The 25,018-nt window shown below is 61.7% G+C and carries 23 protein-coding genes; 13 read left to right on the top strand and 10 right to left on the bottom strand.

What is annotated here, in order from left to right; translation table 11 throughout:
• Positions 1 to 251: 251 nt before the first annotated feature.
• Positions 252 to 1,082, bottom strand: a complete 831-nt coding sequence (locus tag ACXYMR_RS09105; RefSeq protein WP_458942546.1) for a DUF3108 domain-containing protein — start codon at positions 1,080 to 1,082, stop codon at positions 252 to 254.
• A 168-nt stretch (positions 1,083 to 1,250) separates the two neighbouring features.
• Here ACXYMR_RS09105 and ACXYMR_RS09100 point away from each other — a divergent pair, with 168 nt between their 5' ends.
• From ACXYMR_RS09100 to ACXYMR_RS09075, 6 genes are all read left to right on the top strand, one after another.
• A complete protein-coding gene (locus ACXYMR_RS09100) occupies positions 1,251 to 2,966 on the top strand; it encodes an autotransporter assembly complex protein TamA (RefSeq protein ID WP_458942545.1) in 1,716 nt (571 codons plus the stop codon).
• Complete coding sequence (locus ACXYMR_RS09095) at positions 2,963 to 7,039, top strand: translocation/assembly module TamB domain-containing protein (RefSeq protein ID WP_458942544.1); 4,077 nt, start codon at positions 2,963 to 2,965, stop codon at positions 7,037 to 7,039. The genes ACXYMR_RS09100 and ACXYMR_RS09095 overlap by 4 nt, the downstream gene beginning before the upstream one ends.
• Positions 7,040 to 7,120: 81 nt before the next feature.
• Positions 7,121 to 8,092 (top strand): mechanosensitive ion channel family protein, encoded by a 972-nt coding sequence (locus ACXYMR_RS09090; RefSeq protein ID WP_458942543.1) that lies wholly within the window; start codon positions 7,121 to 7,123, stop codon positions 8,090 to 8,092.
• On the top strand, positions 8,085 to 9,062 hold the full coding sequence (locus tag ACXYMR_RS09085) for a zinc transporter ZntB (protein ID WP_458942542.1): 978 nt from the start codon (positions 8,085 to 8,087) through the stop codon (positions 9,060 to 9,062). Before ACXYMR_RS09090 ends, ACXYMR_RS09085 begins: the two co-directional genes overlap by 8 nt.
• A gap of 33 nt (positions 9,063 to 9,095) precedes the next feature.
• The gene (locus ACXYMR_RS09080) at positions 9,096 to 9,566 is read left to right on the top strand and encodes a MarR family winged helix-turn-helix transcriptional regulator (RefSeq protein WP_458942541.1); all 471 of its coding nucleotides are present in this window, start codon (positions 9,096 to 9,098) and stop codon (positions 9,564 to 9,566) included.
• Entirely contained in the window at positions 9,563 to 10,726 is a 1,164-nt protein-coding gene (locus ACXYMR_RS09075) for a CaiB/BaiF CoA transferase family protein (protein WP_458942540.1), read from the top strand. Before ACXYMR_RS09080 ends, ACXYMR_RS09075 begins: the two co-directional genes overlap by 4 nt.
• Positions 10,727 to 10,728: 2 nt before the next feature.
• Here the strand turns inward: ACXYMR_RS09075 and ACXYMR_RS09070 are convergent, their stop codons facing one another.
• The gene (locus ACXYMR_RS09070) at positions 10,729 to 11,490 is read right to left on the bottom strand and encodes an SDR family NAD(P)-dependent oxidoreductase (protein WP_458942539.1); all 762 of its coding nucleotides are present in this window, start codon (positions 11,488 to 11,490) and stop codon (positions 10,729 to 10,731) included.
• A gap of 255 nt (positions 11,491 to 11,745) precedes the next feature.
• On the opposite strand from ACXYMR_RS09070, the gene ACXYMR_RS09065 reads away from it, so the two are divergent.
• Positions 11,746 to 13,002: a TetR/AcrR family transcriptional regulator gene (locus ACXYMR_RS09065; protein WP_458942538.1), complete on the top strand. Its 1,257-nt coding sequence runs from the start codon at positions 11,746 to 11,748 to the stop codon at positions 13,000 to 13,002.
• Positions 13,003 to 13,056: 54 nt separating this feature from the next.
• Entirely contained in the window at positions 13,057 to 14,229 is a 1,173-nt protein-coding gene (locus ACXYMR_RS09060) for an acetyl-CoA C-acyltransferase (RefSeq protein ID WP_458942537.1), read from the top strand.
• Here the strand turns inward: ACXYMR_RS09060 and ACXYMR_RS09055 are convergent.
• A complete protein-coding gene (locus ACXYMR_RS09055) occupies positions 14,226 to 15,137 on the bottom strand; it encodes an acyl-CoA thioesterase (RefSeq protein ID WP_458942536.1) in 912 nt (303 codons plus the stop codon). The genes ACXYMR_RS09060 and ACXYMR_RS09055 overlap by 4 nt on opposite strands.
• 82 nt (positions 15,138 to 15,219) lie before the next feature.
• Positions 15,220 to 16,377: a glutamate 5-kinase gene (gene proB / locus ACXYMR_RS09050; protein ID WP_458942535.1), complete on the bottom strand. Its 1,158-nt coding sequence runs from the start codon at positions 16,375 to 16,377 to the stop codon at positions 15,220 to 15,222.
• A gap of 348 nt (positions 16,378 to 16,725) precedes the next feature.
• On the opposite strand from proB, the gene proC reads away from it, so the two are divergent.
• The 3 genes from proC to putP are packed head-to-tail and all read left to right on the top strand — an operon-like array spanning position 16,726 to position 20,374.
• Positions 16,726 to 17,505 carry a pyrroline-5-carboxylate reductase gene (gene proC / locus ACXYMR_RS09045; RefSeq protein ID WP_458942534.1) on the top strand — a complete coding sequence of 260 codons (780 nt, stop codon included), beginning with the start codon at positions 16,726 to 16,728 and terminating at the stop codon, positions 17,503 to 17,505.
• A 41-nt stretch (positions 17,506 to 17,546) separates the two neighbouring features.
• The gene (locus ACXYMR_RS09040; protein ID WP_458942905.1) at positions 17,547 to 18,800 is read left to right on the top strand and encodes a glutamate-5-semialdehyde dehydrogenase; all 1,254 of its coding nucleotides are present in this window, start codon (positions 17,547 to 17,549) and stop codon (positions 18,798 to 18,800) included.
• Between the two features lie 53 nt (positions 18,801 to 18,853).
• Positions 18,854 to 20,374 carry a sodium/proline symporter PutP gene (gene putP, locus ACXYMR_RS09035; RefSeq protein WP_458942533.1) on the top strand — a complete coding sequence of 507 codons (1,521 nt, stop codon included), beginning with the start codon at positions 18,854 to 18,856 and terminating at the stop codon, positions 20,372 to 20,374.
• A gap of 78 nt (positions 20,375 to 20,452) precedes the next feature.
• Here putP and ACXYMR_RS09030 read toward each other — a convergent pair whose 3' ends face one another.
• On the bottom strand, positions 20,453 to 21,352 hold the full coding sequence (locus ACXYMR_RS09030; protein ID WP_458942532.1) for a PRC-barrel domain-containing protein: 900 nt from the start codon (positions 21,350 to 21,352) through the stop codon (positions 20,453 to 20,455).
• A gap of 352 nt (positions 21,353 to 21,704) precedes the next feature.
• Positions 21,705 to 21,878: a DUF1328 family protein gene (locus tag ACXYMR_RS09025; protein WP_458942531.1), complete on the bottom strand. Its 174-nt coding sequence runs from the start codon at positions 21,876 to 21,878 to the stop codon at positions 21,705 to 21,707.
• A gap of 147 nt (positions 21,879 to 22,025) precedes the next feature.
• Here ACXYMR_RS09025 and ACXYMR_RS09020 point away from each other — a divergent pair, with 147 nt between their 5' ends.
• A complete protein-coding gene (locus ACXYMR_RS09020; protein ID WP_458942530.1) occupies positions 22,026 to 22,463 on the top strand; it encodes a hypothetical protein in 438 nt (145 codons plus the stop codon).
• Positions 22,464 to 22,521: 58 nt separating this feature from the next.
• Entirely contained in the window at positions 22,522 to 22,701 is a 180-nt protein-coding gene (locus ACXYMR_RS09015; RefSeq protein ID WP_458942529.1) for a DUF1328 domain-containing protein, read from the top strand.
• 80 nt (positions 22,702 to 22,781) lie between these two features.
• Here ACXYMR_RS09015 and ACXYMR_RS09010 read toward each other — a convergent pair whose 3' ends face one another.
• The 4 genes from ACXYMR_RS09010 to ACXYMR_RS08995 all read right to left on the bottom strand — a co-directional run.
• Positions 22,782 to 22,910, bottom strand: a complete 129-nt coding sequence (locus ACXYMR_RS09010) for an entericidin A/B family lipoprotein (RefSeq protein WP_458942528.1) — start codon at positions 22,908 to 22,910, stop codon at positions 22,782 to 22,784.
• A gap of 167 nt (positions 22,911 to 23,077) precedes the next feature.
• Entirely contained in the window at positions 23,078 to 23,434 is a 357-nt protein-coding gene (locus ACXYMR_RS09005; RefSeq protein ID WP_458942527.1) for a glycine zipper domain-containing protein, read from the bottom strand.
• A gap of 68 nt (positions 23,435 to 23,502) precedes the next feature.
• A complete protein-coding gene (locus tag ACXYMR_RS09000; RefSeq protein ID WP_458942526.1) occupies positions 23,503 to 24,288 on the bottom strand; it encodes a metallophosphoesterase family protein in 786 nt (261 codons plus the stop codon).
• Positions 24,288 to 25,018 (bottom strand): diacylglycerol/lipid kinase family protein (locus ACXYMR_RS08995; protein ID WP_458942525.1); only part of this gene is annotated, 731 nt, incomplete at its 5' end. The genes ACXYMR_RS09000 and ACXYMR_RS08995, both read right to left, overlap by 1 nt.

The raw sequence follows: 25,018 nt of genomic DNA, 5'->3' as shown, positions 1-25,018 counted from the left end.
GCCTCACGCAAGCCCGAAAGCCGTTCTTTTTCAACAACTCATAAAGTCTGCGTTGGCAAGGGGAGAAATGATGGGGCGTGACGCGAAGTTGGGGCTTCGCAACTGGGCAAGGATCACGCCCCATCCGTCTCCTGCAGGGCCGGAACACTGCCGGGAGGCTGGCTGCGTCATCCGCAGCGACTGTTGATTAGCGCGCCGCACTTGCGCCCGCCGTGATCCCCGTCACACCGGCGCGATGTTCGAAGTTGCGGCTAACCCTCCGCCACATCGAGCGCGACTGCCTCGATGGTGACACCGCCATAACCGGCGCGGGTATGCAGCTTTACCGGCAGGTAGATCCGCCCCTCGGCGAGCGGCGCCAGCCATATTTCCAGCGGATGGCGCAATTCCGCCTCGCTCGGACGGTCTTCCGGATCATAGCCGGAAATCGGCTCGTAATAGGCGTGACACACAAGCGCTTCGCCGCTCCACGCCCGCGTGCGCAAATCCTGATGGCCCATCGACTCCAGCCGCAAATCATAGCGCTGCTTGCCATCGAACACCGGCAGCCGCCCGCGGCATCCGGCTTCAGGTGCCTGGCGGAGCTGCTCTGACAGGTGGAAGAAGGCCGTCATCGGATCGACCACGCCGGTTCGCTCCTCGGCACTGGCTGGCGGCACGCCCCACGATCCGAACGGCGGCTCGGCCACCGATTGGGCTGTCCCGGTATCGAATGACACATCGACCGAGCGCACCTTGCGTCCCGTGCGCTCGACATGGGCGTAGCGGTTCGGCCGAGCCTCGCCCGCCGCCCGCCGCCCTGTCACTTCCGCCCGGATGTCGAAATCGGTGAACAGCGCTGCCAGGCCAGCCGCCTCCACGAAGCTGCTGGCGCTGTATCCGGCCGGAGCAAAGCGGGCCCGGAAAGAGATTTCCCCGACCTTGAAGATCATGACCGAGCTGGAATACCGCGCTTCAACCTGGTAGCCGCCAGCGCGCTGCAGCGCGCCCCCGGCGGGGCTGGCAATCGTGCTGTCCGCATCGCTCGCCGGCCACACGGCCAGCGCCAGAACTGTTAGCCCCAAGGTCATGAAATGCGACATGGTGTATCCTTGATCGCGCGCTCCTCGCAGGCGTCCATCGTGCACCTGCAACTGTGTAGTTGGAAGAGGCGAGGCGTCGAAATTCCAGTCATCCCGGACCGAGAAAGGGGAGGACAGAACGGGCAGCGATCATTATACCGGCACCAGCAACTTCCACGGACCATTGGTTTGAGATTCTTCCTTCTCGTTTTGCTGTTCCTGCTGCTCGTGACGCCGGCTATCGCACAGCCTCTGGCCCGCGTCGAAGGCATTGGCGACACAGAGCTTCGCGAAGAAGTCGAACGAGTTGTCGGCGATCGGACCGAGGCCGACAGCGCCACCTCCGGAAACCCCCTGCGTGATGCCAGACGGGCGGCCACCCGGGCCCAGAGGGTGTTGCGGTCGCGCGGCTATTACGCCGCCAGCATCGAAACCTTCGTTGACGCCCAGGACATGGCCGGCATCCGGATCGTCCCCGGCCCGGTCTACACGGTCGGCCAGGTCACGGTTATGGCGCGAGACGACACTCGCGCCGGCGAACAGGCAGCCGCGGCCATCGAACTGAGTACCGGTGCCCCGCTGCGCGCCGAAGCCGTCCTGAGCGCAGAAACCCGCGGCCTCGTGGCTCTGCACACGTCCGGTTGGCCGGATGCTCAAGCGGCAGAACGCGTGGTCACCGTCGACCACGCCTCCACGCTCGGCGATGTCGTCTTCCGCTACAACCCGGGAGCATTTTCCCGCTACGGCACGATCAATCGCGACACCGGGGCCTGGGACCCGCAATTCCTCGCCCGCATGTCACCCTTCCAGTCCGGCGAAATTGCCAATCGCAACGAGATGCTGGAATTCCAGTCGCGCCTCGACGGGCTTGAAAGCGTCAATTCGGCCTTGGTCACCCTCGGCCCACCGGACGCGAACTCCGAGCGCACGGTCAACATCGAGCTCACCGCAGCGCCGCGCCACACCGTCCAGGTCGGCGCCAGCTACTCCACCACCGAGGGCGCCGGTACGGAAGTGACCTGGAAGCGCCGCAATATGCTGGGTCGCGACGAAACTCTCACGCTCACCGGTGTCGCCGCCGAGCTCAACCAGGGGCTCAAGGCAAGCCTCTCGCGCCCGCATTGGCGACGCTACCGACAGACTCTGTTTGCCGAAGCCGGCCTGGTTCGCGAGGACACAGCCGCCTACGAACTGGTCGAGGCGTCCACCGCCTTCAGCATCACACGGCGCTCGGGCTCGCGGCGAACGTACAGCGCCGGTGTCGCACTGGAAGCTTCCGACGTGTCCGACGCGCTGGTGGAACAGAGCGTCGTGACCGCCAAACTACCGCTCGCCGCGGCCTATGACTCGCGCAACAATCCGCTCGACGCCACTTCCGGCTTCCTCGCCTCGATCGAGCTGGCTCCGGCTCGCACGTTTGGCGACCTGCAATCGACCTATGCCCGCATCCAGGTCCGAGGCGCTGTTTATCAGCGGCTGACTTCCAGTCTTGTCGCGGCAGCACGTTTGCGCGTCGGCAGCCTGCAGGGTGTTTCAGTCGACCAATTGCCGATCGACGAACGCTTCTTTGCCGGTGGAGGCGGGTCGGTGAGAGGCTATGGCTACCAGTCCATTGGACCTCGCAGCGCTACCGACATACCCCTTGGCGGCCTGTCGGTCGTGGAAACCGCCGCCGAGTTGCGCTGGCGTGTCCGCGACCGATGGGGAGTAGTCGGTTTTGTCGACGCGGCTTCCGTTGACCCCGGCACCTCGCCCGAGTTCGGCAACATGCGCGCCGCAGCCGGCATCGGCGTCCGCTATCATTTCGATTTCGCCCCCGTTCGATTCGATATCGCCACCCCGCTCGATAGGCGCGACGGTGACGGAGCGATACAGGTCTATTTCAGCCTGGGGCAGGCGTTTTGAGCTGGCTCGGTCCAAATTCCGTGAGGGCCCTGCGCTGGCTCGGCATCGCCCTCGTCGGACTGGCCTTGCTGGTCGGGGGCCTGCGCCTGGCCGCCGGCACCGCACCGGGACGCTGGCTGGCCCGGCAATACATTGCCGACCGCTCCATAGGTGAACACGGCCGCCTGCAGCTATCCGGGATCGAAGGTGACCTGCTCAGCCGCTTCCACATCGACAGCCTGGAGCTCAGCGACCGGGACGGCGTGTGGCTGCAGGTGCGTGATATCGATGTCGACTGGAATGCGCGCTCGAGCATTGGCGAGACACTCCTGGTCAAGAGTGTCGACATCGGCGAGGTGAATGTCTTGCGCCGCCCCGTGAGCAACGAGCCCGACAGTGAACGCAACCGCGCGCCAAGCTTCCCGACACTCGATCTACGCGACCTTCACATCGACACCCTGTCCCTGGCCGAGCCGGTGGCCGGTCTGGCTGCCGAGATCCGCGTGAACGGTGCTCTCCGTCTGTCCGGCGGGAACGCCGCAAGCGGGCAACTGGACGCGGTCCGCCTGGATCAGCCAGGCGATCGACTGCGGGGCGAATTTCTTGTTTCACCTGAAAACGTGGGCGGCAATTTCGACATCGAGGGAGCACCCGGCGGATTGGTCGCCCGCCTGCTCCGGCTCGACAAGCAGGCCGTTTCCGGCGGCTTCCAGGCAAGCGGTACTGGCGAAGCCGGACAAGGCAGCTTCAGCCTTCAGGCCGACACCGTCGCCCTGGCCGACGGCACGCTGCAATGGTCACCGGACAGCTGGCGCCTCAATGCCGACATCAACACGGCTCCGTGGCCGATGATCCCCGAGGACTACCAAGGCCTGATCGACGACGCCGAGCTGGCGCTCACAGGGAGCCGAGGCGACGACCTGGACCTTGAGACGGCGCAATTTCAAGCCGCCGGAGCGATCATCAATCTGCGGGCCCGCGCCGGTCAGCCGGATGAGTTGTCCATGGTACTGACCGGACCGGTACTAGCGACCCTTACAAATGGCCGCGCCCGGGTCGGGTCGCTGACCTGGGAAGGCACGCTGGACCGAACGGACGGTGTGCGGATGGACGGCCGCATAGCCGCCACGAGCCTGACCGCCGAGCCAGCTCGCATCGGCGGGATCGACGGCGCGCTGTCGATCGAACGGCACCCCTCCGAATACCGCGTCGACATGGATCTTGAGCTTCGCGACACCGAGCCGGGGATCGACCGCCTCGATCCTTTACTGACCGGCCCGTCGAGTGTTGAAGGTGGCCTGGTTTGGAATTCGCGCACGCGATCGCTGACCTTCGACAACCTGGCGCTGACATCGACCGAGGCCACGCTACAGGCGAACGGCACAGTCCCGATCAGCTCCCTTTCCGAACCGGCCACGCCGTTCACGCTTGATGCCGCGGTTGAAATAGCCGACCTGTCCCGGGTCAGCCCGGTCGGCAGCGGCCCCGTCCGGGCCACCATTACCACCCTGTCGGCCAGCGAGGCGCGCTTCGTGGTGAATGCGCGCTCGGTGCGTTGGTCAGAGGCCCTGCGCCCGTCCCTTCGAGGCCTGCGGGCCAATGGACGCATCCGAAGGAACGGCCAGGAATGGCGCTTTCCTGAGCTCCGTATCGGGGCTGAGCAATTGCGCGCGAGCCTATCCGCCCGCATCGGCCCGGACGGCTGGCGCAGCGAAGGTGACCTCGCTTACTCCGGGTCCGTGCCCCTCTCCCAGATCGAGCTCAGCGGGGCCCTCGCTTCCACCTTCGAGGCCCGCTCGACGGACGACGGGCTCACCGCGACTGTACTGAGCACGACGCGAACTCTGTCTGTGGGTCCGGTGAGTGTCAGTGACCCGCGACTGGCCATCGAACTCCGCCAAGGCGCCGGCACCACCCGAGCCGACTGGCTCCTGACGGGTCAGGAGAGCGCCGGCCACGGTGTGCGCCTCGGAGGCACGGCCCTGTATGATCGCGGGAACTGGTCTGTAGAGGTCATCGAGGGGCAGCTTGGCGAGATCCAGCTGGTCGGCCAGGCGCGCCGCACGCCCGACCAGTTCGCCGCACAGGTCAGCGCTCGCCAGCAGGACAAGCTGGAGCTCGATATCGACTATGTCGCGCCGCCGGGCGACCTGCGCGCCGGCGTTGTCGATGCTCGCCTGCAGGCCCGGAATCTGGTCCGTGGCGGCGCCCTGCTCGATACCGCCGAAATCACCCTGTCCGGCCAGCTCGAGAACATGACGCTGCAGGCTCGGGCCGTCGGCCGCATGCGCAGCCGTTTCGACCTCGTCGGACGGGGCACGCTGTCCGTCGGCGATGACGGCGTGGAATTGCGCTTCACGCCGGGCGGAAAATGGAGTGTACATCCCTGGAGCGTACCGGATCCGATTGAGGTGCGCGCGTCGTCGGACGGTTTCTTTGCCAGTGCTGGAGTCCGGCTGGGAGACGGTCGCGCCAGCTTGCTCTACGACACGCTGGGCCCGGACCCCACAGCGAGCCTCACCCTGGTCGACCTGCCGGTGGAGATGCTGGCAGATATCGCCGACATTCCGGCAGGAGAAGGGGTTCTGGATGGTGAAGCAGCGCTTTCTCAACGCAACGGTTTGTGGAGCGGCAATGCCATCATTGCGGTTTCCGAACTGGCTTCTCCTGCAGTTGCGGACATGCCGCGATTACGCCTGGATGCACAGCTTGACGTGGCGGAGAACACGTCGCTTGAACTGCGCCTGACCGGCGGTGGTCTCGATGCCCACGGGGAAGTCGTCCGCGCGGGTCCGACATCAAATCTGGCAAACCTGGCCGGCCCGCCGGACGCTGCGATCTCCGGCGACTTCACGGCGGAGGGCAGCCTGGTCGCCCTGGCAGCGCTTTACTCAGAGGGGGCGGTGGAGGTCGAGAGCGCCGACATCTCTGCGGCCATGAGCATCTCCGGCACCCGCGGCGACCCAGAACTCGACGGCCAGTTGCGGGTTAGCAATGGCGAACTGGTGTATCCGGCCTTCGCCAGCCGCATTGTCGGTTTGACCCTCGACGGATCATTCACTGACAGCGGCGTGGACGTGGAAACGCTGTCGGCCACGGACGGCGGCAATGGCAGCCTGTCCGGTTCGGGTCGCGCCCGCCTCACCGAAGCCGGGCTACGGGCTGAAGCCAATGTCAGCTTCGATGACTTCCATGCCGCACGAAACGACGACCTGACAGTCGAGGCGTCCGGCGACGCCCGGCTCAGCCTGGATGAAAACGGATTGAGCATTGGCGGAGCGGCCAATATTGATGAGCTGCGCGCCCAACCCGTAATGAGCGGCACTCAATCCGTTCCCACAATTGAAGTTCGCGAGATCAATCTGCCCAAGGATCGCCGGGCGATTAGTGGCAGTCGACTCCCGATCCTCTTGGACTACCGGGTCATGGCCGACGACAACGTCCATATCTCGACCGAAACCTTTACCACTGAATGGGCCCTGAACTTGCGGGTCCGCGGCTCGCCGCTCGACCCGTCAATCGTCGGTCGTGCCGACCTGCTTGGAGGATGGGCGTTTGTGCTCAATCGCCGCTTCCGCCTGAGCGACGGCTATGTGCGTTTCGACGGGCGGCCGCAAAATGCCCGCGTCAACATCGCTGCGACCCATCAACGGCCGGACTTCACTGCCACTGCTCGGGCCAGAGGGACCATCACCTCGCCCCAGGTGACATTGGGAAGCGAACCTGATCTGCCGGAAGACGAGATCATTGCCCGTCTCCTGTTCAATCGACCGGTCAGCGAGCTGGGAGCCCTCGAAGCTGCGCAACTCGCGGCCCAGCTGTCGGGACAGAACTTGCTCGATGTCGTCGGTCAGTTGCGCGAATTGGCCGGAATTGACCGACTCTCGTTCAACACCGGGGAGAATGGTGACCTGCAGGTCACCGGAGGCCGGCGTTTCGGAGACAACGTCTATGTCGAGGTTGGAACCAGCGGGCTGTCAGCCCTCGCCGAAATCCTCGTGGAGTGGCAACTCACACCCAGCCTGAGCCTGCTGTCCGTGATCGGTGCCGACAGCGATGCCAGCGTTTCCGTGCAGTGGAGCCGAGATTACTAGTCCTTTGACAAGCTTGTCAGCTTCCGCAACCCACTTTAACCAAGTCACAAAGGCGCGCACCCGCGGGGCAGAGCAGGCCGCATGAAAAACCTCTTCCTGAAAATCATCAAGCCGAACGGGGCGTGGGCCGGCTGGCTGATCTTCCTGACCCTTCTGGCGATCGTCGTCGCGGGCCTGAGCGGGGCGTTCGAGCGCGTCGAAGCTTGGCTGGCCCCGCTCACCTTCCAGATCGGCGATGTCGAGATCAGCGCCTGGTCGGGATTGCGCGGGGCGTTGGTCATCGCCCTGATCTTCTGGTCCGCGGCCATCATCGCCAGCCTCGTTGAGCATCGCGTCAACAGCCTGTCGCGGATGCGGTCAACAACACGCGTCCTGGTCATCAAGGTGTTCCAGATCGCGCTGTACATCATCGCGTTCCTGATCGCGATGGACCTGATCGGGCTCGATCTGACGGCCCTGACAGTGTTCAGCGGTGCGGTCGGCATCGGACTCGGTTTCGGCCTTCAGAAGATCACCTCCAACTTCATATCCGGCCTGATCCTGCTGTTCGAGCGCTCGGTTGAAATTGATGACCTGATCGAGATGCCGGACGGCATTTTCGGCTTCGTGCGCCGTTCGAGCGCCCGCTTCACGCTCGTCGAGACCTTTGACGGCAAGGAAATACTGATTCCGAATGAAGACCTGATCACAAGCCGGGTGATCAACTGGACGCTGTCGAACTCACATGCCCGCATCGAGGTGCATGTCGGCGTCTCATACGGAGCGGACCTCGAACTGGCCCGCGACCTGATCCTCGAAGCGGCCAAGGAGCATCCGCTCACCATTAGCGATCCGTCGCCGCAATGCTTCCTGCGCACCTTCGGCTCATCCTCGGTCGACTTCACCTTGTACTTCTGGATCGATGATGTGGTGAAAGGGCGGCTCGGCCCCCAGAGCGAGGTGATGTTTGCGATCTGGCGGAAGTTCGGCGCCAACAGCATCGAGATTCCATTCCCGCAGCAGGACATCCATATACGCACACCGCTGCCACAGAAGGACGCCGACCGTGGCTGACGCTTCACCAATCCTCTACTCCGCTGCCATCAATGGCGACGGCTATGGCGAATTGCTCACCGCCGACAGGACGTCGGCCATCATACGCGATGACACGCTTGCATGGGTTCATCTGGACGGCCGCAACCCCCAGACCAGAGCCTGGATCGAAACAGAGCTCGACTATCTCGACCCGCTCGCGACAGATGCCCTGCTGGCCGAGGAGACCCGGCCGCGCGTGGTCGAGTTCGAACGGGGCATGTTGCTGATCTTGCGTGGCGTCAATCTGAACGCCGATGCTCAGCCGGAAGACATGATTTCATTGCGACTGTGGATCGACCCGCACCGGATCGTCTCGGTTCAATTGCGAAGCCTCAAGGCGGTCACAGACATCCAGGAACGTCTTGCCGCCGGGAATGGCCCTCGTCATCCGGGCGAGTTCGTTGCCCTTTTGTCGGCGCGGCTTTTCGAACGCATGGAGCCGGTGATGACCGAGCTCAGCACACGCCTGGACGATGTCGAGGAAAGCGTGATCGACGAGCCCTCGCCCGCGGTGCGCCAGGAGATCATCTCCCTGCGCAAACAGGCTATCGTTTTCCGACGACATTTTGCGCCCCAGCGCGACGTGATCACCTACCTCAGAACCTCCGAACTCAGTTGGATCGACGCGGTGAGCCGGCGGCGGCTGCAGGAAAACCATGATCGGGTCACTCGGTACCTGGAAGACCTGGATGCCATTCGTGAGCGTGCCCAGATCGTCAAGGACGAGCTGGCCAACACGCTTGCTGACCGGATGAACAAGAATCTCTACATGCTATCCTTGGTGGCGGCGATCTTCCTTCCGCTCGGCTTCCTGACCGGCCTGCTCGGCATCAATGTCGGCGGTATCCCCGGTGCGGACCTGACAAGTGCCTTCTGGATATTCCTTGCTCTGTTGAGCCTGATCACAATGGTTCAGCTCGCCGTGTTCCGTTGGCTCAAATGGCTGTAACAGCGCACGCATCACCGGCTTGAGGGAGACCCGATGAGCGATCATGACGAAATTCTCGTTGCCCTGCGCCGGATTACCCGTGCCATCGACCTGCAATCCAAGCGCCTGGTCAAGGCGACGGGCCTGACGGCGCCGCAACTGGTGGTCATCGACACCCTGCGCAAGGGCGGCGAGCTTTCACCCAGCGCCATCGCGCGCCGGGTCTCTCTGAGCCAGGCCACGATCACCTCAATCCTAGACCGCCTGACAAATGCCGGCCTGATCGAGCGTATACGCAGCGATTCCGACAAGCGTGTGGTGCTGGCCCGATTGACGGACAAGGGGCACGTCGCCGCCAATGACGCGCCCGAACTCCTGCAGGCCGGCTTCATGCGCAGCTTCCGGGAGCTCCAGCCCTGGGAGCAGAACATGCTGATCGCCTCGTTGCAGCGGATTGCCGAGCTGATGGATGCCGAGGATCTCGATGCCTCGCCCTTCCTGGATACCGGTGAGATCGGACGTTGAGCCAGTCACTACGGCCGCTAGAGGGGGTCCGGGTCGTTGAACTGGCCCGCATCCTGGCCGGTCCCTGGGCCGGGCAGACCCTCGCCGACCTCGGGGCCGATGTGATCAAGGTGGAGAGTCCGACCGGGGACGACACCCGGACTTGGGGTCCGCCCTGGGTCGAACATGCCAGCGGCACATCCGCTGCTTATTTTCATGCGTGCAACCGGGGAAAACGGTCTGTCATAGCGGACCTCAAGACACCGGAGGGACGCGAGACCGTATTCGCACTGCTTTCCGAAGCAGATGTCCTCATCGAGAACTTCAAGGTCGGTGGTCTGGCGCAATACGGCCTGGATTACGGCGCCGTTGCCGAACGCTTTCCAAAACTCGTCTACTGCTCGATTACCGGCTTCGGACAGACAGGGCCGGACGCAGACAAGGCCGGCTATGACCTCGCCATCCAGGCCATGAGCGGCATCATGGACCTGACCGGCGAGCCGGATGGCCCGCCCCAGCGTCTCGGTGTTGCCTTTGCCGACATCTTCACCGGACTCTATGCCACTATTGCCATCCAGGCCGCATTGGCCCAGCGGCAACTCACCGGTCGGGGCCAGCACATCGATATGAGCCTTCTGGACTCAATGATGGGCGTACTGGGCAATCAGGCACTGAACTATTTCGCGACCGGGCAATCGCCCTCCCGAACCGGTTCGGCGCATCCCAATATCGTGCCATACCAGGCTTTTCCTTGCAGCGACGGATACATGGTGATCGCTTGCGGCAATGACGCCCAGTTCGCTCGTCTGGCCGGCCTGCTCGGCCTGTCTGACGCGGAAGCTGCGCAATACCGCACCAACGCAGAACGAGTAGCCCAACGTCAGGCATTAAGCGCCCGCATATCGGAAATCACGAGTTCGCAGCCCTGTCAGACATGGCTGAAAGAGCTCGCGAAGATAGGGGTGCCGGCCAGTCCCATCAACACTGTTGCCCAGGCCTTTGCCGAACCTCAGGCACGCCATCGCGGAACCCAGATCAAGCTCGATGGCATAAAGGGTGTACGAACGCCCATTCGGATGTCCGGCGCGGTAACGGGTGCTGCGCGCCGGTCCCCCGGTCTGGGCGAGCACAGCCGGGAGATTCTTGACGAACTGTCCGCCAACAAAAGCAGTGACGAGTAAGCCTAGATGGTCGAGCCGCCGTCCACCACAATGGTTTCACCATTGACGTAAGCGGCTGCGTCAGAGGCCAGGAATACCGCCGCACCGGCAAGATCTCGCGGGTCGCCCATGCGGCGCATCGGATGGCTCGACTTGAAGGCGGCCTCGGCTTTCGGGTCCTCCCAGAGGGCGCGGGCGAAGTCCGTGCGTATCAAGCCCGGTGCAATGCAATTCGTCCGGACATTGTGACGGCCATATTCCACCGCGTAATTGCGGGCGAGCTGGAAGTCCGCGGCTTTGGACACATTGTAGGCCCCGATGGTCGGTGATCCGCGCAGGCCACCGATCGAGGACACGATGATCAGCGCGCCTTTCTTACGCTCCACCATTTCCGGCAGCACCATCTGCATCAGCCAGTGATTGGACAACACATTGTTGTCGAGGATCTTGCGGAATTGTTCGTCGGAGATTTCGCCGATGGGCCCGTAGTAAGGATTCGTGGCGGCGTTGCAGACGCAAATATCCACTCGACCGAACCGCTTGCGGGTCTCCGCGACCAGGTTCTCCAGGTCGTCTTTGGCGGAAATATTGGCAGGCACGGAAATCGCCTGCTCCGGATAATCGGCATTAATGGCGTCCGCCGTGGCATCGCAAGCGTCCTGCTTGCGCGAGGAGATCACCACATTGGCCCCGTGGGCGGCCATTTCGCGAGCGATCGCGGCACCGATACCACGCGAAGATCCGGTAATGATCGCGACTTGCCCCTTAAGGCTGAAAAGAGACATCTGGAGCTCCCTGCTGCGTTTCGGCCACGCTACGCGTCGCCATGCAAGAACATACTCGACTTTCGGCCAAGCATTGCCAGCGGACACCGGAACTGTCCAGAATGCAACCGGTGAAGCTGCCTGACGTCATCGATATCAATCGAAGGGACAAAGTACAGCATACCTGATGCTTGATATCGCGGCTCTCACACACTCATTGTGAGCGACCCCCGGCACCGTGACGCCGGTTTCTTTCTCTGCTAAGCGAAATTGATGATGGCCCGCCCCGACCCCTCACCGAACGCCCAGACCCGCCGCTTTCAGGAAAAGCGCGAACGCATCCTCGATGCGGCGGCGACGCTGATAAACCGGCATGGCGTTCGCGGCATGACCTTTGTCGATGTGGCGCAGCTGGTTGATCTGAACACCACTAGCATCACCTACTACTTCAAGCGGAAGGAAATGCTGGCCGCGGCGGTCATGGACCGATCGCTTGAACGCATCCAGGCCCTGGTCGACACGGCAGCCGAAGCCGCGACGCCGCGCCAGCGGGTCGCGCGCTTTATCGAACTGACCTTCGATCTGCAACACAAGATCGAGGCCAATGAAGAGCGCCCTCTCGCCATCCTGTCCGACATTCGCGCCCTCAACGAACCGTTCGGAACAGAGCTGACCAATCGGTATGTGGCGGTCTTCCGCAGCCTGCGAGAATTCTTCCCAATACCCCGCAGCCAGGAAGACAAGGTCCTCGGCACCGTACGCGCCCACGTGCTCTTGCATACCCTGTTCTGGGTTCCAGCATGGCTGAGTCAGTATTCTTCCGGCGATTACCCGCGGGTGTGCCGTCGGCTGATAGAGATTTTCGAACACGGGCTCTTGCCGACCGGCAGCGGCTGGGACCCGGAGATCCTCGACATAGATGAGAGCTCGCTGCGCGTAGGCATTGAAGGCATGCCGGCGAACTTCGCTCGAGCGGCGACGATGCTGATCAATGAACGCGGCTATCGCGGGGCCTCTGTCGAGCAGATCGCGTCCGAACTGAACGTCACCAAGGGCAGTTTTTACCACCACCTCGAAGCCAAGGACGAACTTGTCCTGGAATGCTTCCACCGCAGCTATGGCCGCGTCTCCCTCGTGCAGCGATCAGCCACACAACTCGAAGGTAGCGAGTGGCACAAACTAAGTTGCGCCATCGCAACCTTGCTGGATATTCAGCTCTACAGCGAGTTCCCCCTGCTGCGCTCGACCGCCCTCCATGCCTTGCCGACCGACTGGCGCACCAATGTCCTGGAGCGCTCCAACCGCATGGCCCGGCGATTTGCAGGCATGATGATAGACGGCATTACAGAGGGCTCAATAAAGCCCGTGGACCCGCTCATCGCCAGCCAGGTACTTATGGGCGGCCTGAATGCGGCCTACGATCTGCGCGACTGGATCAGGCCGGTTCCGGCGAGCGAGGCTATCGCCGGATACGCTTCGACCCTGACGTCAGGATTGTTTTCACCACCACCCAAGTCCCGACACAGAAAGTAATTCGCAAGCCGGCCGGACCTTGGCGCGGCGCACAGACAGGAAAGTGATCGAATCATGCGCGACGCCGTTATCGTTTCCACAGCCCGCACGCCGATCGGCAAGGCTTATCGCGGTGCCTTCAACAACACCCCGTCTCCGACCCTGGCCGCACATGCCATTCGCGCATCTGTCGAGCGGGCCGGCATCGAAGGGGCGGAAGTCGATGACTGCATTATCGGAGCAGCGATGCAGCAAGGCGTTCAGCACACGATAGGCCGCACGGCTGCCCTGCGAGCCGGTCTGCCGGTCACAGTCGCCGGCATGTCGATCGACCGCCAATGCTCGTCCGGTCTGATGTCGATCGCTACCGCCGCCAAGCAAGTCATAGTCGATCGCATGGACGTGGTGATCGCGGGCGGTGTGGAGTCGATTTCCATGGTGCAGACCAAGGAAATGCGGGTGGCGCCGGATCCGGAATTGGTCGCGATGCATCCGCACATATACATGCCGATGCTGCAGACCGCGGAAACCGTTGCGGCGCGCTACGATATTGGCCGCGATGTTCAGGATGAGTACGGCCTGCAATCCCAGCAGCGTACGGCTGCCGCCCAAGAGGCGGGTCGCTTTGACGACGAGATTGTTGCGGTCGATGCGACCAAGCTCGTGACCGACCGGGAAACCGGCAAGATTTCCTCGGAAGAAGTCACTCTGCGTCAGGATGAGGGCAACCGCCCCAGCACGACGCTTGAAGGCCTGCACGGCCTGAAGCCGGTCATCGACGGCGGCACCATCACAGCTGGCAATGCCAGCCAGCTGTCTGACGGCGCGTCGGCCTGCGTGGTCATGGAAGCAGGACTGGCTGCCAAGCGCGGCCTGAAGCCGCTAGGACGCTATATGGGCATGGCCGTGGCCGGAACAGAACCAGACGAAATGGGTATCGGCCCAGTTTTCGCGGTACCCAAGCTGCTGGAGAGGTTCGGCCTCAAGACCAGCGATATCGGACTGTGGGAGCTTAACGAGGCCTTCGCCGTTCAAGTCATCTATTGCCGTGACCGTCTAGGGATCGACAACGACCTTCTGAACGTCAATGGCGGCTCGATCTCGATCGGTCACCCCTATGGCATGTCAGGCGCCCGCATGACCGGGCACGCTCTCATCGAAGGCAAGCGACGCGGCGCAAAATACGTGGTGGTGACAATGTGTGTAGGCGGCGGCATGGGTGCCGCCGGCCTGTTCGAAGTCCTCTAGGGCTTGCGCACCCGCATCAGCCCCTCTTGGGCTGTGCTAGCGACCAGCCGACCGTCGCGACTGAATATCCGCCCGCGATTGAAGCCCCTGGCGCCTCCGGCCCAGGGGCTGTCGGTTACATAGAGCAACCACTCGTCGGCCCGGAAATCATCATGCAGCCACAGGGCATGATCGAGGCTCGCCGACTGGACGTCACCACTGACCCAGCTGACCCCGTGTGGCTGCATCGCCGTACTCAGAAGAGCCATGTCTGACGCATAGGCGAGTATCGCCCGGTGCATGACAGGGTCATCACCAGCGGGCCCCGCCAAGCGGAACCAGATCTGCCGCTCGGGTGGTCGCTTGACCGGCCTGTATGGCATCCACGGCTCGACAGGGCGCATTTCGATTGCGCGGGGCCGGGACAGGAACTTGTAGACCTCTTCCGGCATTTCATCCCGGTACCGGGCGAGCAGCGACGCTTCGGATTCCAGCGCATCCGGCGTTGGTACATCTGGCATTCCAACCTGATGTGACAACCCACCTTCATCCCGGTGAAACGAGGCCGTCATGTTGAGGATGGGCTTGCCCCGCTGCATGGCGATCACACGCCGGTTGGAGAAGCTTCCCCCGTCATAGTCGCGCTCGACGCGATAAATGATCGGATAGTCCTCATTGCCTGGCCGCATGAAATAGGCATGCAGTGAATGCGAGATCCGATCCGCCTCCACCGAACCGACAGCAGCCATCAGGGCCTGGCCAATAACCTGCCCTCCGAACACTCGTCCCTTGCCACCGGGATTCCGGTGGCCCCGGTAGAGGTCGGTATCCAGCTCTTCGACTGACAGCAGATCGAGCAGCGTGGCGGCGCGTTTTGCCGCCTTCTCGTCGTCTGCGATTCGAGCACCCATCTTGCTGGCATCATCCATGAGAATTCCACTCCGGCCTGTCAGCGCAGGAGTGTGCGCCCGGCTTCAGGACTTTTCCAGTCTTGGGTACGGCAATTTCAGGTCAGGAAGCGACCAGGCGCAGCGACTTGGTCGGAGCGTCCCAAGGCAGGTGGTAATCCTCCAGCATCACCATGTTGTCACGGTTGATGATCTCGGGACGGGCCTGGTAGCCCAGCAATTCCTGGACATCATGATCCGCGTGACGCGCCAGCACCATGGTTTCGTCCGACGAGAAATTGGTCAGACCGCGTGCGATCTCCTCGCCGTCATGGGCGTAAACGTGCAGCACGTCACCCTTCTGAAATGTGCCGTGGATCTTGAGCACGTCTTCGTGCCCCACACCGCGCTTGTTTTCACGCAGCGACTTGGCAGCATCTTCGTTGAGTACCAGCCCACCACCGCGCTGCAGGCGATTGGTCAGCCACACCGCCCAGGACGAACGGGGGGTACCCTTAGCGACACACGTCGTATGACGCCGCTCACCACTGAGAATAGATGAAACGGGCCGATCGATCTGGCCTTCGCCAATTAAGGTCGTGCACCCGGCATTCTGCGCCATGTTGGCGGCGCGCATCTTCGTGAGCATGCCACCCGACCCCAGAGCACTCGTCCCGGAAGTAACTTCGAGGTACTCACTCACATCTTCGATCGTCTCGACGAATTCGGCGGCCGGGTCCTCCGGGTTACGATCGTATACCCCGTCGATATTGGTCAGCAGGATCAGATGCTCCGCCTGCACCATCTGGGCGACCTTGGCTGCGAGACGATCATTGTCACCGACCCGGATTTCCTCGGTCGTAATGGTATCGTTTTCATTCACGATCGGCATCACGCCATGCTCGAACAGGCGCTGAATCGTGTTCTTGGTGTTGAGAAAGCGACGTCGCTCCTCAAGATCCTCGAGCGTGACAAGAATCTGCGCGATGTCGTAGCCAAACTCGTGGGCAATCTGCTTGTAGGCGTTCACCAGGAGCGGCTGACCGCAAGCGGCAGCAGCCTGCTTGTCTAGGACGCCAGCGTTCTCTGGTGAGCAATTGATGGTGTTGAGCCCGAGCGCGACGGAGCCGGACGACGCCAGAATTACGTCGTAGCCGTCTTCACGCAGCTGGGCGATGTCGGACATCAGGCCATGCATGAAGGCGTAATTGAGTGTCAGCCGGTTGTCGTTGGCGAGAAGGCTCGATCCGATTTTCACGACAATGCGTTTTCGTTCACTCAATGACATCTCCTGAATGATGTTAGACCGGGCAAACCGTCGCCGGGACTCGTGCCTCGCCCGTTCAGCACGGCCTTAGATATTTAGTCTTCAAATTTTTTCAACCCCACGCCCCACTCGGCCTGCTGCCGGGGCACAGGATTGCGCAAAGGCCCTGCGGCCTACATTGGGCCACAACCACACCCGCTAACGGCTCGATCGCTATTTTGTTCCATATGGAAATCTTATTTGAACTCGAATTAATTCTTCCTATATATCGCGCTGACCGTCCGGAGCACCCCAGTGCATCGGACGCCTTGTTATGGTTGTAGCCCGACGCGGAAACTCGGGACGGGCGCAGGAAAGGATGGCATGGATATACTTCTGGTAGGGTGCGGGAAAATGGGCGGCGCGATGCTGAGCCGCTGGGTCGATGAGGTTCCAGCCCAATTCACAGCCGTCAATCGGAGCGGCAACAACATTCCTCCCGCCGCCGCGCATGCCGGAAATGCCTCGGCCCTGGCCGACCGCCGCTTTGACGCCATCATAGTGGCGGTCAAACCCCAGCAGATCGCCGACATAATGCCCGCTTACCGGGACTTTCTGAGCGATGATGGTTGCTTCCTCTCGATCGCCGCCGGTACTTCCGTGGAATCGCTGCGCGATACACTCGGCGAACGCCCCGTCATCCGCCTCATGCCAAATCTGCCTGCGCTTGTCGGCCGCAGCGTCAACGGCCTTTATGCCAGTGCGGATTGCCAGTCACGACACATCAAGCTCGCCACCCGTCTAGCGGAAGCGACCGGACAGGCTGTTTGGCTTGATAGCGAGGACGAGATCGACCGCATTACCGCGGTTGCGGGCAGCGGGCCGGGCTATGTATTCGAATTTCTGAGGGCTTACATCGACGCCGCCGAAGAGCTGGGTTTCAGTCCCGAAACAGCCCGCCGGCTTGTGCTCGAAACAGTCGCCGGCTCCGTTGAAATGGCATCGCGGTCAGACCAGTCGGCCGAGGAACTCCGTAATTCCGTCATGAGCAAGAAGGGCACGACTGAGGCGGGCATCAATGCCCTGACGCGCAACCGTGCCTTCGAAACGCTCGTAAAGGACGCGACCAAGGCCGCCTATTCGCGAGCGCAAGAGCTCCGCTAGGCTTCTTGCAGCGCGCGGTACAACAAGAAAAGGACATCCTGATGACAGACATGAAATCCTACATCGACACGCTTGGTCAGAACGCTCGCGCCGCAGCCCGCGAACTTGCCACGACGACCACTGACCGGAAGAACTCAGCGCTGAAATCCGCGGCCAGGGCCTTGCGTCAGCGCGCCGGTGAAATCCTAGAGGCCAACAAAACGGACGTTGAAGGTGTACGCAAAGCGGGCAAGCCGGAGTCTTTCATCGACCGCCTGATGCTCGACGAGGACCGCATCGAGGGGATCGCCAGCGCGGTAGAAATGATCGCAGACCTGCCTGACCCTGTCGGCCGCCAACTGGCGGAGTTCAAGCGCCCTAATGGCCTGCGCATTGAGCGGGTCGCCGTTCCACTGGGCGTGATCGGCATGATCTACGAGTCGCGTCCGAATGTGGGCGCAGACGCCGGCGCCCTCTGCCTGAAATCAGGCAATGCCGTCATCCTCCGGGGCGGCTCGGAGAGCCTCAACTCGACGCGCATTATCGTCGACTGCATGAAGTCCGGCCTGCGCGACGCCGCCCTTCCCGACGCAGCCATCCAGATGATCGACAGCACAGACCGCTCGGCGGTGCAGCACCTCCTGCAATGTACGGAATTCGTGGATCTGGTCATCCCCCGTGGCGGCAAGGGGCTCGTGACGCTGGTGCGCGACCAGGCCAAGGTTCCCACGCTCCTGCACCTCGAAGGCAATTGCCACACCTACGTCCACTCTGCTGCCAATCTCGACAAGGCGCTGGCCATCACCGAGAACGCCAAGCTCCGGCGCACCGGCGTTTGCGGGGCAACCGAAAGCCTGGTGGTCGACAAGGCGGTCGCGGCCGACTTCCTGCCCCGCCTGGTCAACCAATTGAAAGATTGCGAGTTGCGAGGCGATGACGAAGCGCGTGCTATTGCGCCGTCCATCCGGCCGGCAGGTGATGACGACTGGGATACCGAGTATCTGGACAGCATAATGTCGGTGAAAGTGGTCGAAGGGCTGGAGGAGGGGCTCGACTTCGTGACCCGTCACTCCTCCGGTCATACCGACGCGATCGTCACCGAGGACGAAGCTGCTGCGTCGCGTTTCCTGACGACTATCGACAGTGCAGTCGTAATGCATAATGCTTCGACACAGTTTTCCGACGGGGGGGAGTTCGGAATGGGCGCAGAGATTGGTATCGCTACAGGCAAAATGCACGCCCGCGGTCCGGTTGGGCTCGAGCAGCTGACCTCCTTCAAGTACCTGGTACACGGTGAAGGGCAGACCCGCCCCTGAGCCACTTCCTGCCGGATTGAGACGACGTTTCACTCTCCACCCAAGGCACCTTCATGACACCGAATGATATCGACGTGGAAGCGCTGGTTTCCCTGGCGCTGTACTTCATCCTGATGATGGCGATTGGCCTGTACGCCTACCGCAAGTCGACTGACGACGTGTCGGGATACATGCTGGGTGGTCGCCAGCTGCACCCCGCCGTCGCCTCACTGTCGGCCGGCGCTTCAGATATGAGTGGCTGGATGTTGATGGGCCTGCCGGGTGCCATCTTCGCGACCGGCCTGTCGGAAGCCTGGATTGCCGTCGGTCTGGTGATCGGCGCCTACTTCAACTACCGCCTCGTAGCGCCGCGTTTGCGCGTCTATACCGAGGTGGCTCACGATGCGATCACCATTCCGGACTATTTCGAGAAGCGTTTCGATGATCGAACCCGGACGCTGCGCATTCTGTCCTCGATCGTCATCATCATCTTTTTCACGCTGTACACCTCGGCCGGCATCGTCTCTGGTGGCAAGCTGTTCGAGGCCTCCTTCGGCCTCGACTATCGCCTCGGCCTGTTCCTGACCGCAGGAGTTGTTGTCGCCTATACGCTTTTCGGTGGCTTCCTAGCGGTCAGCCTGACGGACTTTGTCCAAGGGGTGATAATGTTCGTGGCGTTGATCCTCGTACCGATCGTGACCCTCATGCAGATCGGGGGTGCAGGCGAAATGGTGGCGACGATCGACAGCAGCTTCCCTGACCGTTTGGCGTTCTTCCCGGAGCAATGGAGTTGGCTTGCCATCGTTGCCATCATCTCGACGATGTCATGGGGCCTCGGCTATTTCGGCCAACCGCACATCATTGTCCGCTTCATGGCCATCCGCAGCCTGCGTGAAGTTGCGACGGCCCGGCATATCGGGATGAGCTGGATGATCGTAACCGTGGTCGGCGCAGTCGGGACCGGTATTGCCGGCCTAGCTTACGTCACTTCCACGAACCTGTCGCTGGACGACCCGGAAACCGTCTTCATCGTGTTGTCCCAGGTCCTGTTCCACCCACTGATTGCCGGCTTCCTGCTGGCCGCAATCCTGGCCGCGATCATGTCCACGATTTCCTCCCAGCTGCTGGTCTCATCCAGCTCGCTCACCGAGGATTTCTACAAGACCTTCTTGCGCCGCGACGCGGGACAAAAGGAATTGGTCCTCATTGGTCGCCTGTCGGTTCTCGCTGTTTCCCTGGTCGCAATCGGCCTCGCCTTCGACCGGTCGAGCAACATCCTGACGCTCGTGTCCAACGCTTGGGCCGGTTTCGGATCGGCATTCGGGCCTATCGTGCTGATCAGCCTGTTCTGGCGGCGGATGACGCGCAGTGGCGCTATTGCCGGCATGATTACTGGGGCGGTCACGGTGCTGGTCTGGATCTACGTCTTCAAGCTGTCAGGCGTGCTGTATGAAATGATCCCGGGCTTCATCGCCTGTAGCGCGACCACCGTGCTGGTGAGCCTGATGACGCGCCTCCCTCAGGGCGAAGTCACGGAGCATTTCGATGAAATGATCGCCCAGCTCGATGCCGAGAAAGTGCGCAAGGCAGGCTGACCGCCGCACTCTTGCGTCGAACATGAAAAAAGGGCGGCGCACTGCGCCGCCCTTTGTATTTAGGGTCACTGCCCGCGCTTAGCGCGAACCGTCACCCAAGTCCGGTTCGCCTTCTTCATCGGCATTATCATTGCCGATATCATCATCGCTGAACGGATAGGTCGTGGCTTCACGCTCATTGAAGTCGGGCAGGGCTTCAAAGCCAGCTTGGTCGTAGGTCAGCGTTAGCCGCAGGTCATCGTCAATCATCTCGGTCGTATAGGCACCGGCCTCGACCAGGATCTCGCGGCCGCCGACTTCGAGAATGCCGCCATATTCAACAACCACGGCTTCCACCTCGCCGGAGGAGGACAGGCGCACGCGCTCGACTTCGCCTAGCTCCGACCCATCGGATCCAAACACATCGGCTTCGACAAGCTCGTGATGGTCTGTGTAAGGGGTCTCCCAATCATCATCGTCGAGAGACAGGTCGTCATCGTCGATCTCCGCGACGTCATACCGGTCGCTCTCATCATCTACTTGATCAAGAGCGACACGATCATCATCGAACTCCGGGAGGGCTTCAAACTGCTCGCTGCTCAGGGTGGTCCGGATCATGACGGCGTCATCGCCCCGGTCCACTGTAAAATCCTCCATTTCAAGCAGTCGTTCGGATTCGCCGAGGTCGAGGAGGCCTTCTTTCTCGACCACAATAGCGTCGACCTCACCTGAGGCAGATAGGCGAACCATCTCGACTTCACCGATCTCCTCGCCATCAACACCATAGACGGACGCATCGACGAGCTCATGATCTTCGGTGAACGCGGCATGTGCCGTGGTCTCGGCCCAGTCGCGCTCGTGGTTCAGGTCCAGATCGGCCTCGACCTGGGTTTCAATGTGCATGTCATCACCATGCACGGTGGGATCGACGTCGCCTTCCTGAGCATAGGCCGTCGAAGCGGCGAACAGCGATGTCGTGGCAATCAGGATGCGCTTCATATCGAATTCTCCATTAAACTTCTTAGTCACGTTGGAATGCACCGCGCATTCGGCCTGAAAAACGCGCTCGGCGTTCTTCCGGTTCCCATGACCTCGATCAAATTCAACTTTAAGCGAGGTCTCGAATACTGAAAAAACCACTCCTTTACAGATGCTTATCACGGACCCAGACGCGCAGACTGGGCGTGACTAATCTGAACAAGGAGGAAGGTGCCCGGTCGGCTGCCTGAGGGCATGGGGTGCGGGGAGGAAGGGGGGGACCCTACCGACCGGGCAAGAGTAGAACGACTTACGCCCGGGTTCGTTCCCGCACCTAGTACATTTTTTTACATCCGGCCGTCGCCGCTTTTGCCTAAATGGGCGGCCGCCCCCTCACCGCATCCATAATCCCCTGCAAGACCAGAAGGATAAGAAACAGAACAAATAGTACCTGAGCGATGAAAGCGGCGGTGCCGGCCAGCGCAAAGAACCCGAAATAGCCCGCGACCAGAGCTAGCAGTAGAAAAGCCACCGTCCAGCCAAACATGACTTGCACTCCTCCTAATTCCTGGGGGCCGACTGGCCCCTCCAAGGACAGGAAAACGGACGACTGCGGCACGCGTTCCTTTTCTTCTCCTGGGAACCAAGCGCCAAACAAAGCGTTGCAGCTGCAAGAGGTTTCAGGAACAGAACAATGCAACGTCTCGCCGCAGCCACCATCGCCATCAGCACGGTCGCCCTCGCGACCGGGCTATCCGCGATGCCTGCAAGCCCGTCAACAGCGACCGACCAAGCCCTGACGATTTGGCCCGAGACCGAGCATGAGTTCGAGGCCACGCCGGTGACTGACATCACGGGGCAGGCCAGTGGCAGCGTTGAGACTGTAATCCGCACCGATGACGGCGCCGTCCATTCCTATCAGATTCTCTGGGAGGGACCTGATGGCTCCACTCTCGGCATGATCGATCATCCTGCCGGCTTCGTCAGATATGACGCCGACACGGACAAATTGGTCGCGCACCTTGAATGGCGCGACTTGCAAGAGGGGTTCAGGCAAGCCGAGCAAAACCTGCTCAACGACTTCCTGTCCCCACCGGCCCCTGAACCAGGAGCCATGTCGGGCACAAGTTGAGCGCAACCTCAACCTCGCCTTCTAGATCTTCGAAACATCATACTGAAAGGAGAATGCCATGTTGGGTTGGGCCCTTATGTTCTTCATTTTTGCGATCGTCGCAGCCGTGTTCGGTTTCGGCGGTATCGCTTCGTCACTCGCCGGGATTGCCCAGATCCTGTTCGTGATCTTCCTGATCCTGTTCGCCGTCTCACTTGCGATGCGCCTGTTCCGTGGCGGCGGCTCGCCTCGGGTCTAAATGCCTTTGACCCGCAAACATGAAAAACCCCGCTCGGAAGAGCGGGGTTTTTTTAGCTTGGCGTAAAAGACGACGAGTCTTTAGTCGGCCGCATCCTGAACAGTCTCACCAGCTTCCTCCACGTCACGGCCGGCACCGTAAATGGTGTTGCAGGCCGCCACGGAAAGAGTGAGCAGTGCGATCAGAATGGCTGAAGTGGCTCGCTTCATACCGGTCTCCTCTTGATAGACCCCGGTAGAACGCTCCACTCGCCCCACCGTTCCAGCCGAACCGCTTTCCCCTGAATAAAATCAAAGCCCCGGGACACATCCCGGGGCTTCGAGCCTGGTATACGGCCAGCTTGAACCGACTGGCACTTATCTGATCCGGCTTCCAGTTAGCAGCCGCGGAACTCACCATTGCGCCAATAGGTGCAATTCGAGCCTTCGTCGATGAAGTAATAGCGACCTGCACGCTGGTCGTAATAAAGCTCGGAATGACGCGGATTGTTGTCGTTCCACGGACATGCCCGGTCCTGCTGGCAGCCGACCGCGGCACCGCCAGCGGCACCGACGGCGGCACCGATCAAGGCGCCCGTCTGAGCGTCTCCGCTACCGGTATTGTTGCCAATCACCGCACCGGCGGCAGCGCCGAGAGCCGCGCCGGCGGCCGTGTTGCGCGCCGTATTGGGATGACTGGAACATGCCGCCAAGACACTCGTTGCGGCGACGGTCATTACCATAAGTGTACGCATGGTCTGCTCCCTTTTGCGTGTGGCAGGTAAACGCGACGGCCTAAAATTTGTTCCTGAGAAGGTGCCGATCAGGACAGCGACTCGCGCTCCAGATTCCAAACCCGGCCGGGCGCAAAGCGGGTACCATCCTCCGCAACCACATGCTGGACGCGGATTGCGCGGTCCTGGATTTCAATACGATTGAAGCCGGCCGGCTCCGTACGTGTTCGGTGGGAAAAGGTGGTGCCAGCCCCAACAAACCAACAGGTGTGGTCTCCCTGCACGGCTGGAAGCACGAAGGTCTGATGAAGATGCCCGGTCAGCACCAAATCGCACGCCGTTTCCACGACTCCCGCAGCGGTTTCGCCATAGCGCGTTCGAGCCCGTCCTTGATTCCCCCCGGGCGCGCGAAGCGGGTGGTGGCAGGTCAGGATGCGGGTGCGACTTGTTGAGCGGGCCAGTCGGTTCACGACCTCTGAAACGTCACTTGCGGCGGCGCGGCCAAGTGACCAATCAAGCTGGAATTGCGCTCGCCGCGCAGTGTGCAGGGTTTCCACATGCAGCCCTTCGCTCTCGTAGCGATCCGTCACGGCACCCCCCAGGGCATGATGAAACCGCCGCCAGGGAGACGCGAAGCGCTGCCACACGGAACGGACCGGAACATCATGATTGCCAGCCGCGCCGATAACCGGAACGCCCAACTGGCGGAAGAAGTCCGCCGCGGCTTCGAATTCCTGCTTCCGGCCATCCTGGGTGAAATCGCCAGCTGCTATGATCATGTCCGGCTGTGCTTCTTCACAATAGGTGGCGAAGGCATCAACAAGCGCACTGTCTTCCGCTCCGAAATGCAGGTCTGCAATATGGAGGAGCTGCATCACTCCTCCGGTCGCAGAACCGCCAGCGGGTTGGGTATCATGCGTATCATTGCGGGTTCTGTGAGGAATATCGGCTCTCCATCGACCATTACGGACAAGGGTTTACTTGACTTCGCAACAACCCGTTCGACGCGCGTCCGACGCGTTGTCGCATACTCGGATTCATTCACGGCCATGGCTTCCCAGGGCATGCTGAGCAAATCCCAGAAATGACGCCAGTGCACGACGATACAATCAAAGCCATCCGGATCGTCGGCCCGTATCGACAAGTAGATGCCACTCGCCTTCTGGCGTGCAGCCCGGTGCGATCGATCCAACTTGTAACGAACCCGGGGCCTGAATGCATACTGGAACGAAACCAGAGCCCGTTTGAAGCTGTCCCAGAGTGGCGTCGGCCGGTCGGCGTCTCGCAATACTTCGCGAGCACGGGCAAACAACGACGGGAAACCAATGGCTGCGGCAACCAGGAAAAGGTGGCCATTGAGTATGCCTGCGGGCACGACGTCTTCCCGGTAGCCATGCGCCTCTTCCAGAATTTCAAATGCGTCGCGATCCCCGTACAAGCGCTTGGCCAACAAGTTGGCAGTGCCCAGTGGCAGTGGAAGGAGCGGCAGGTGAAGCCCAGAGCGCGCGACCTCCTCGGCGACCGCGCGGATCGTCCCGTCACCTCCCGCGATCGCGATCGCGTCAGCGCCGTGCTTCACGGCACTTTCCAAGGCCTCAGCGATAC

It is taken from the genome of Maricaulis sp. CAU 1757, from assembly GCF_054482675.1.
This window is presented reverse-complemented; position numbering and strand designations above follow the sequence as displayed.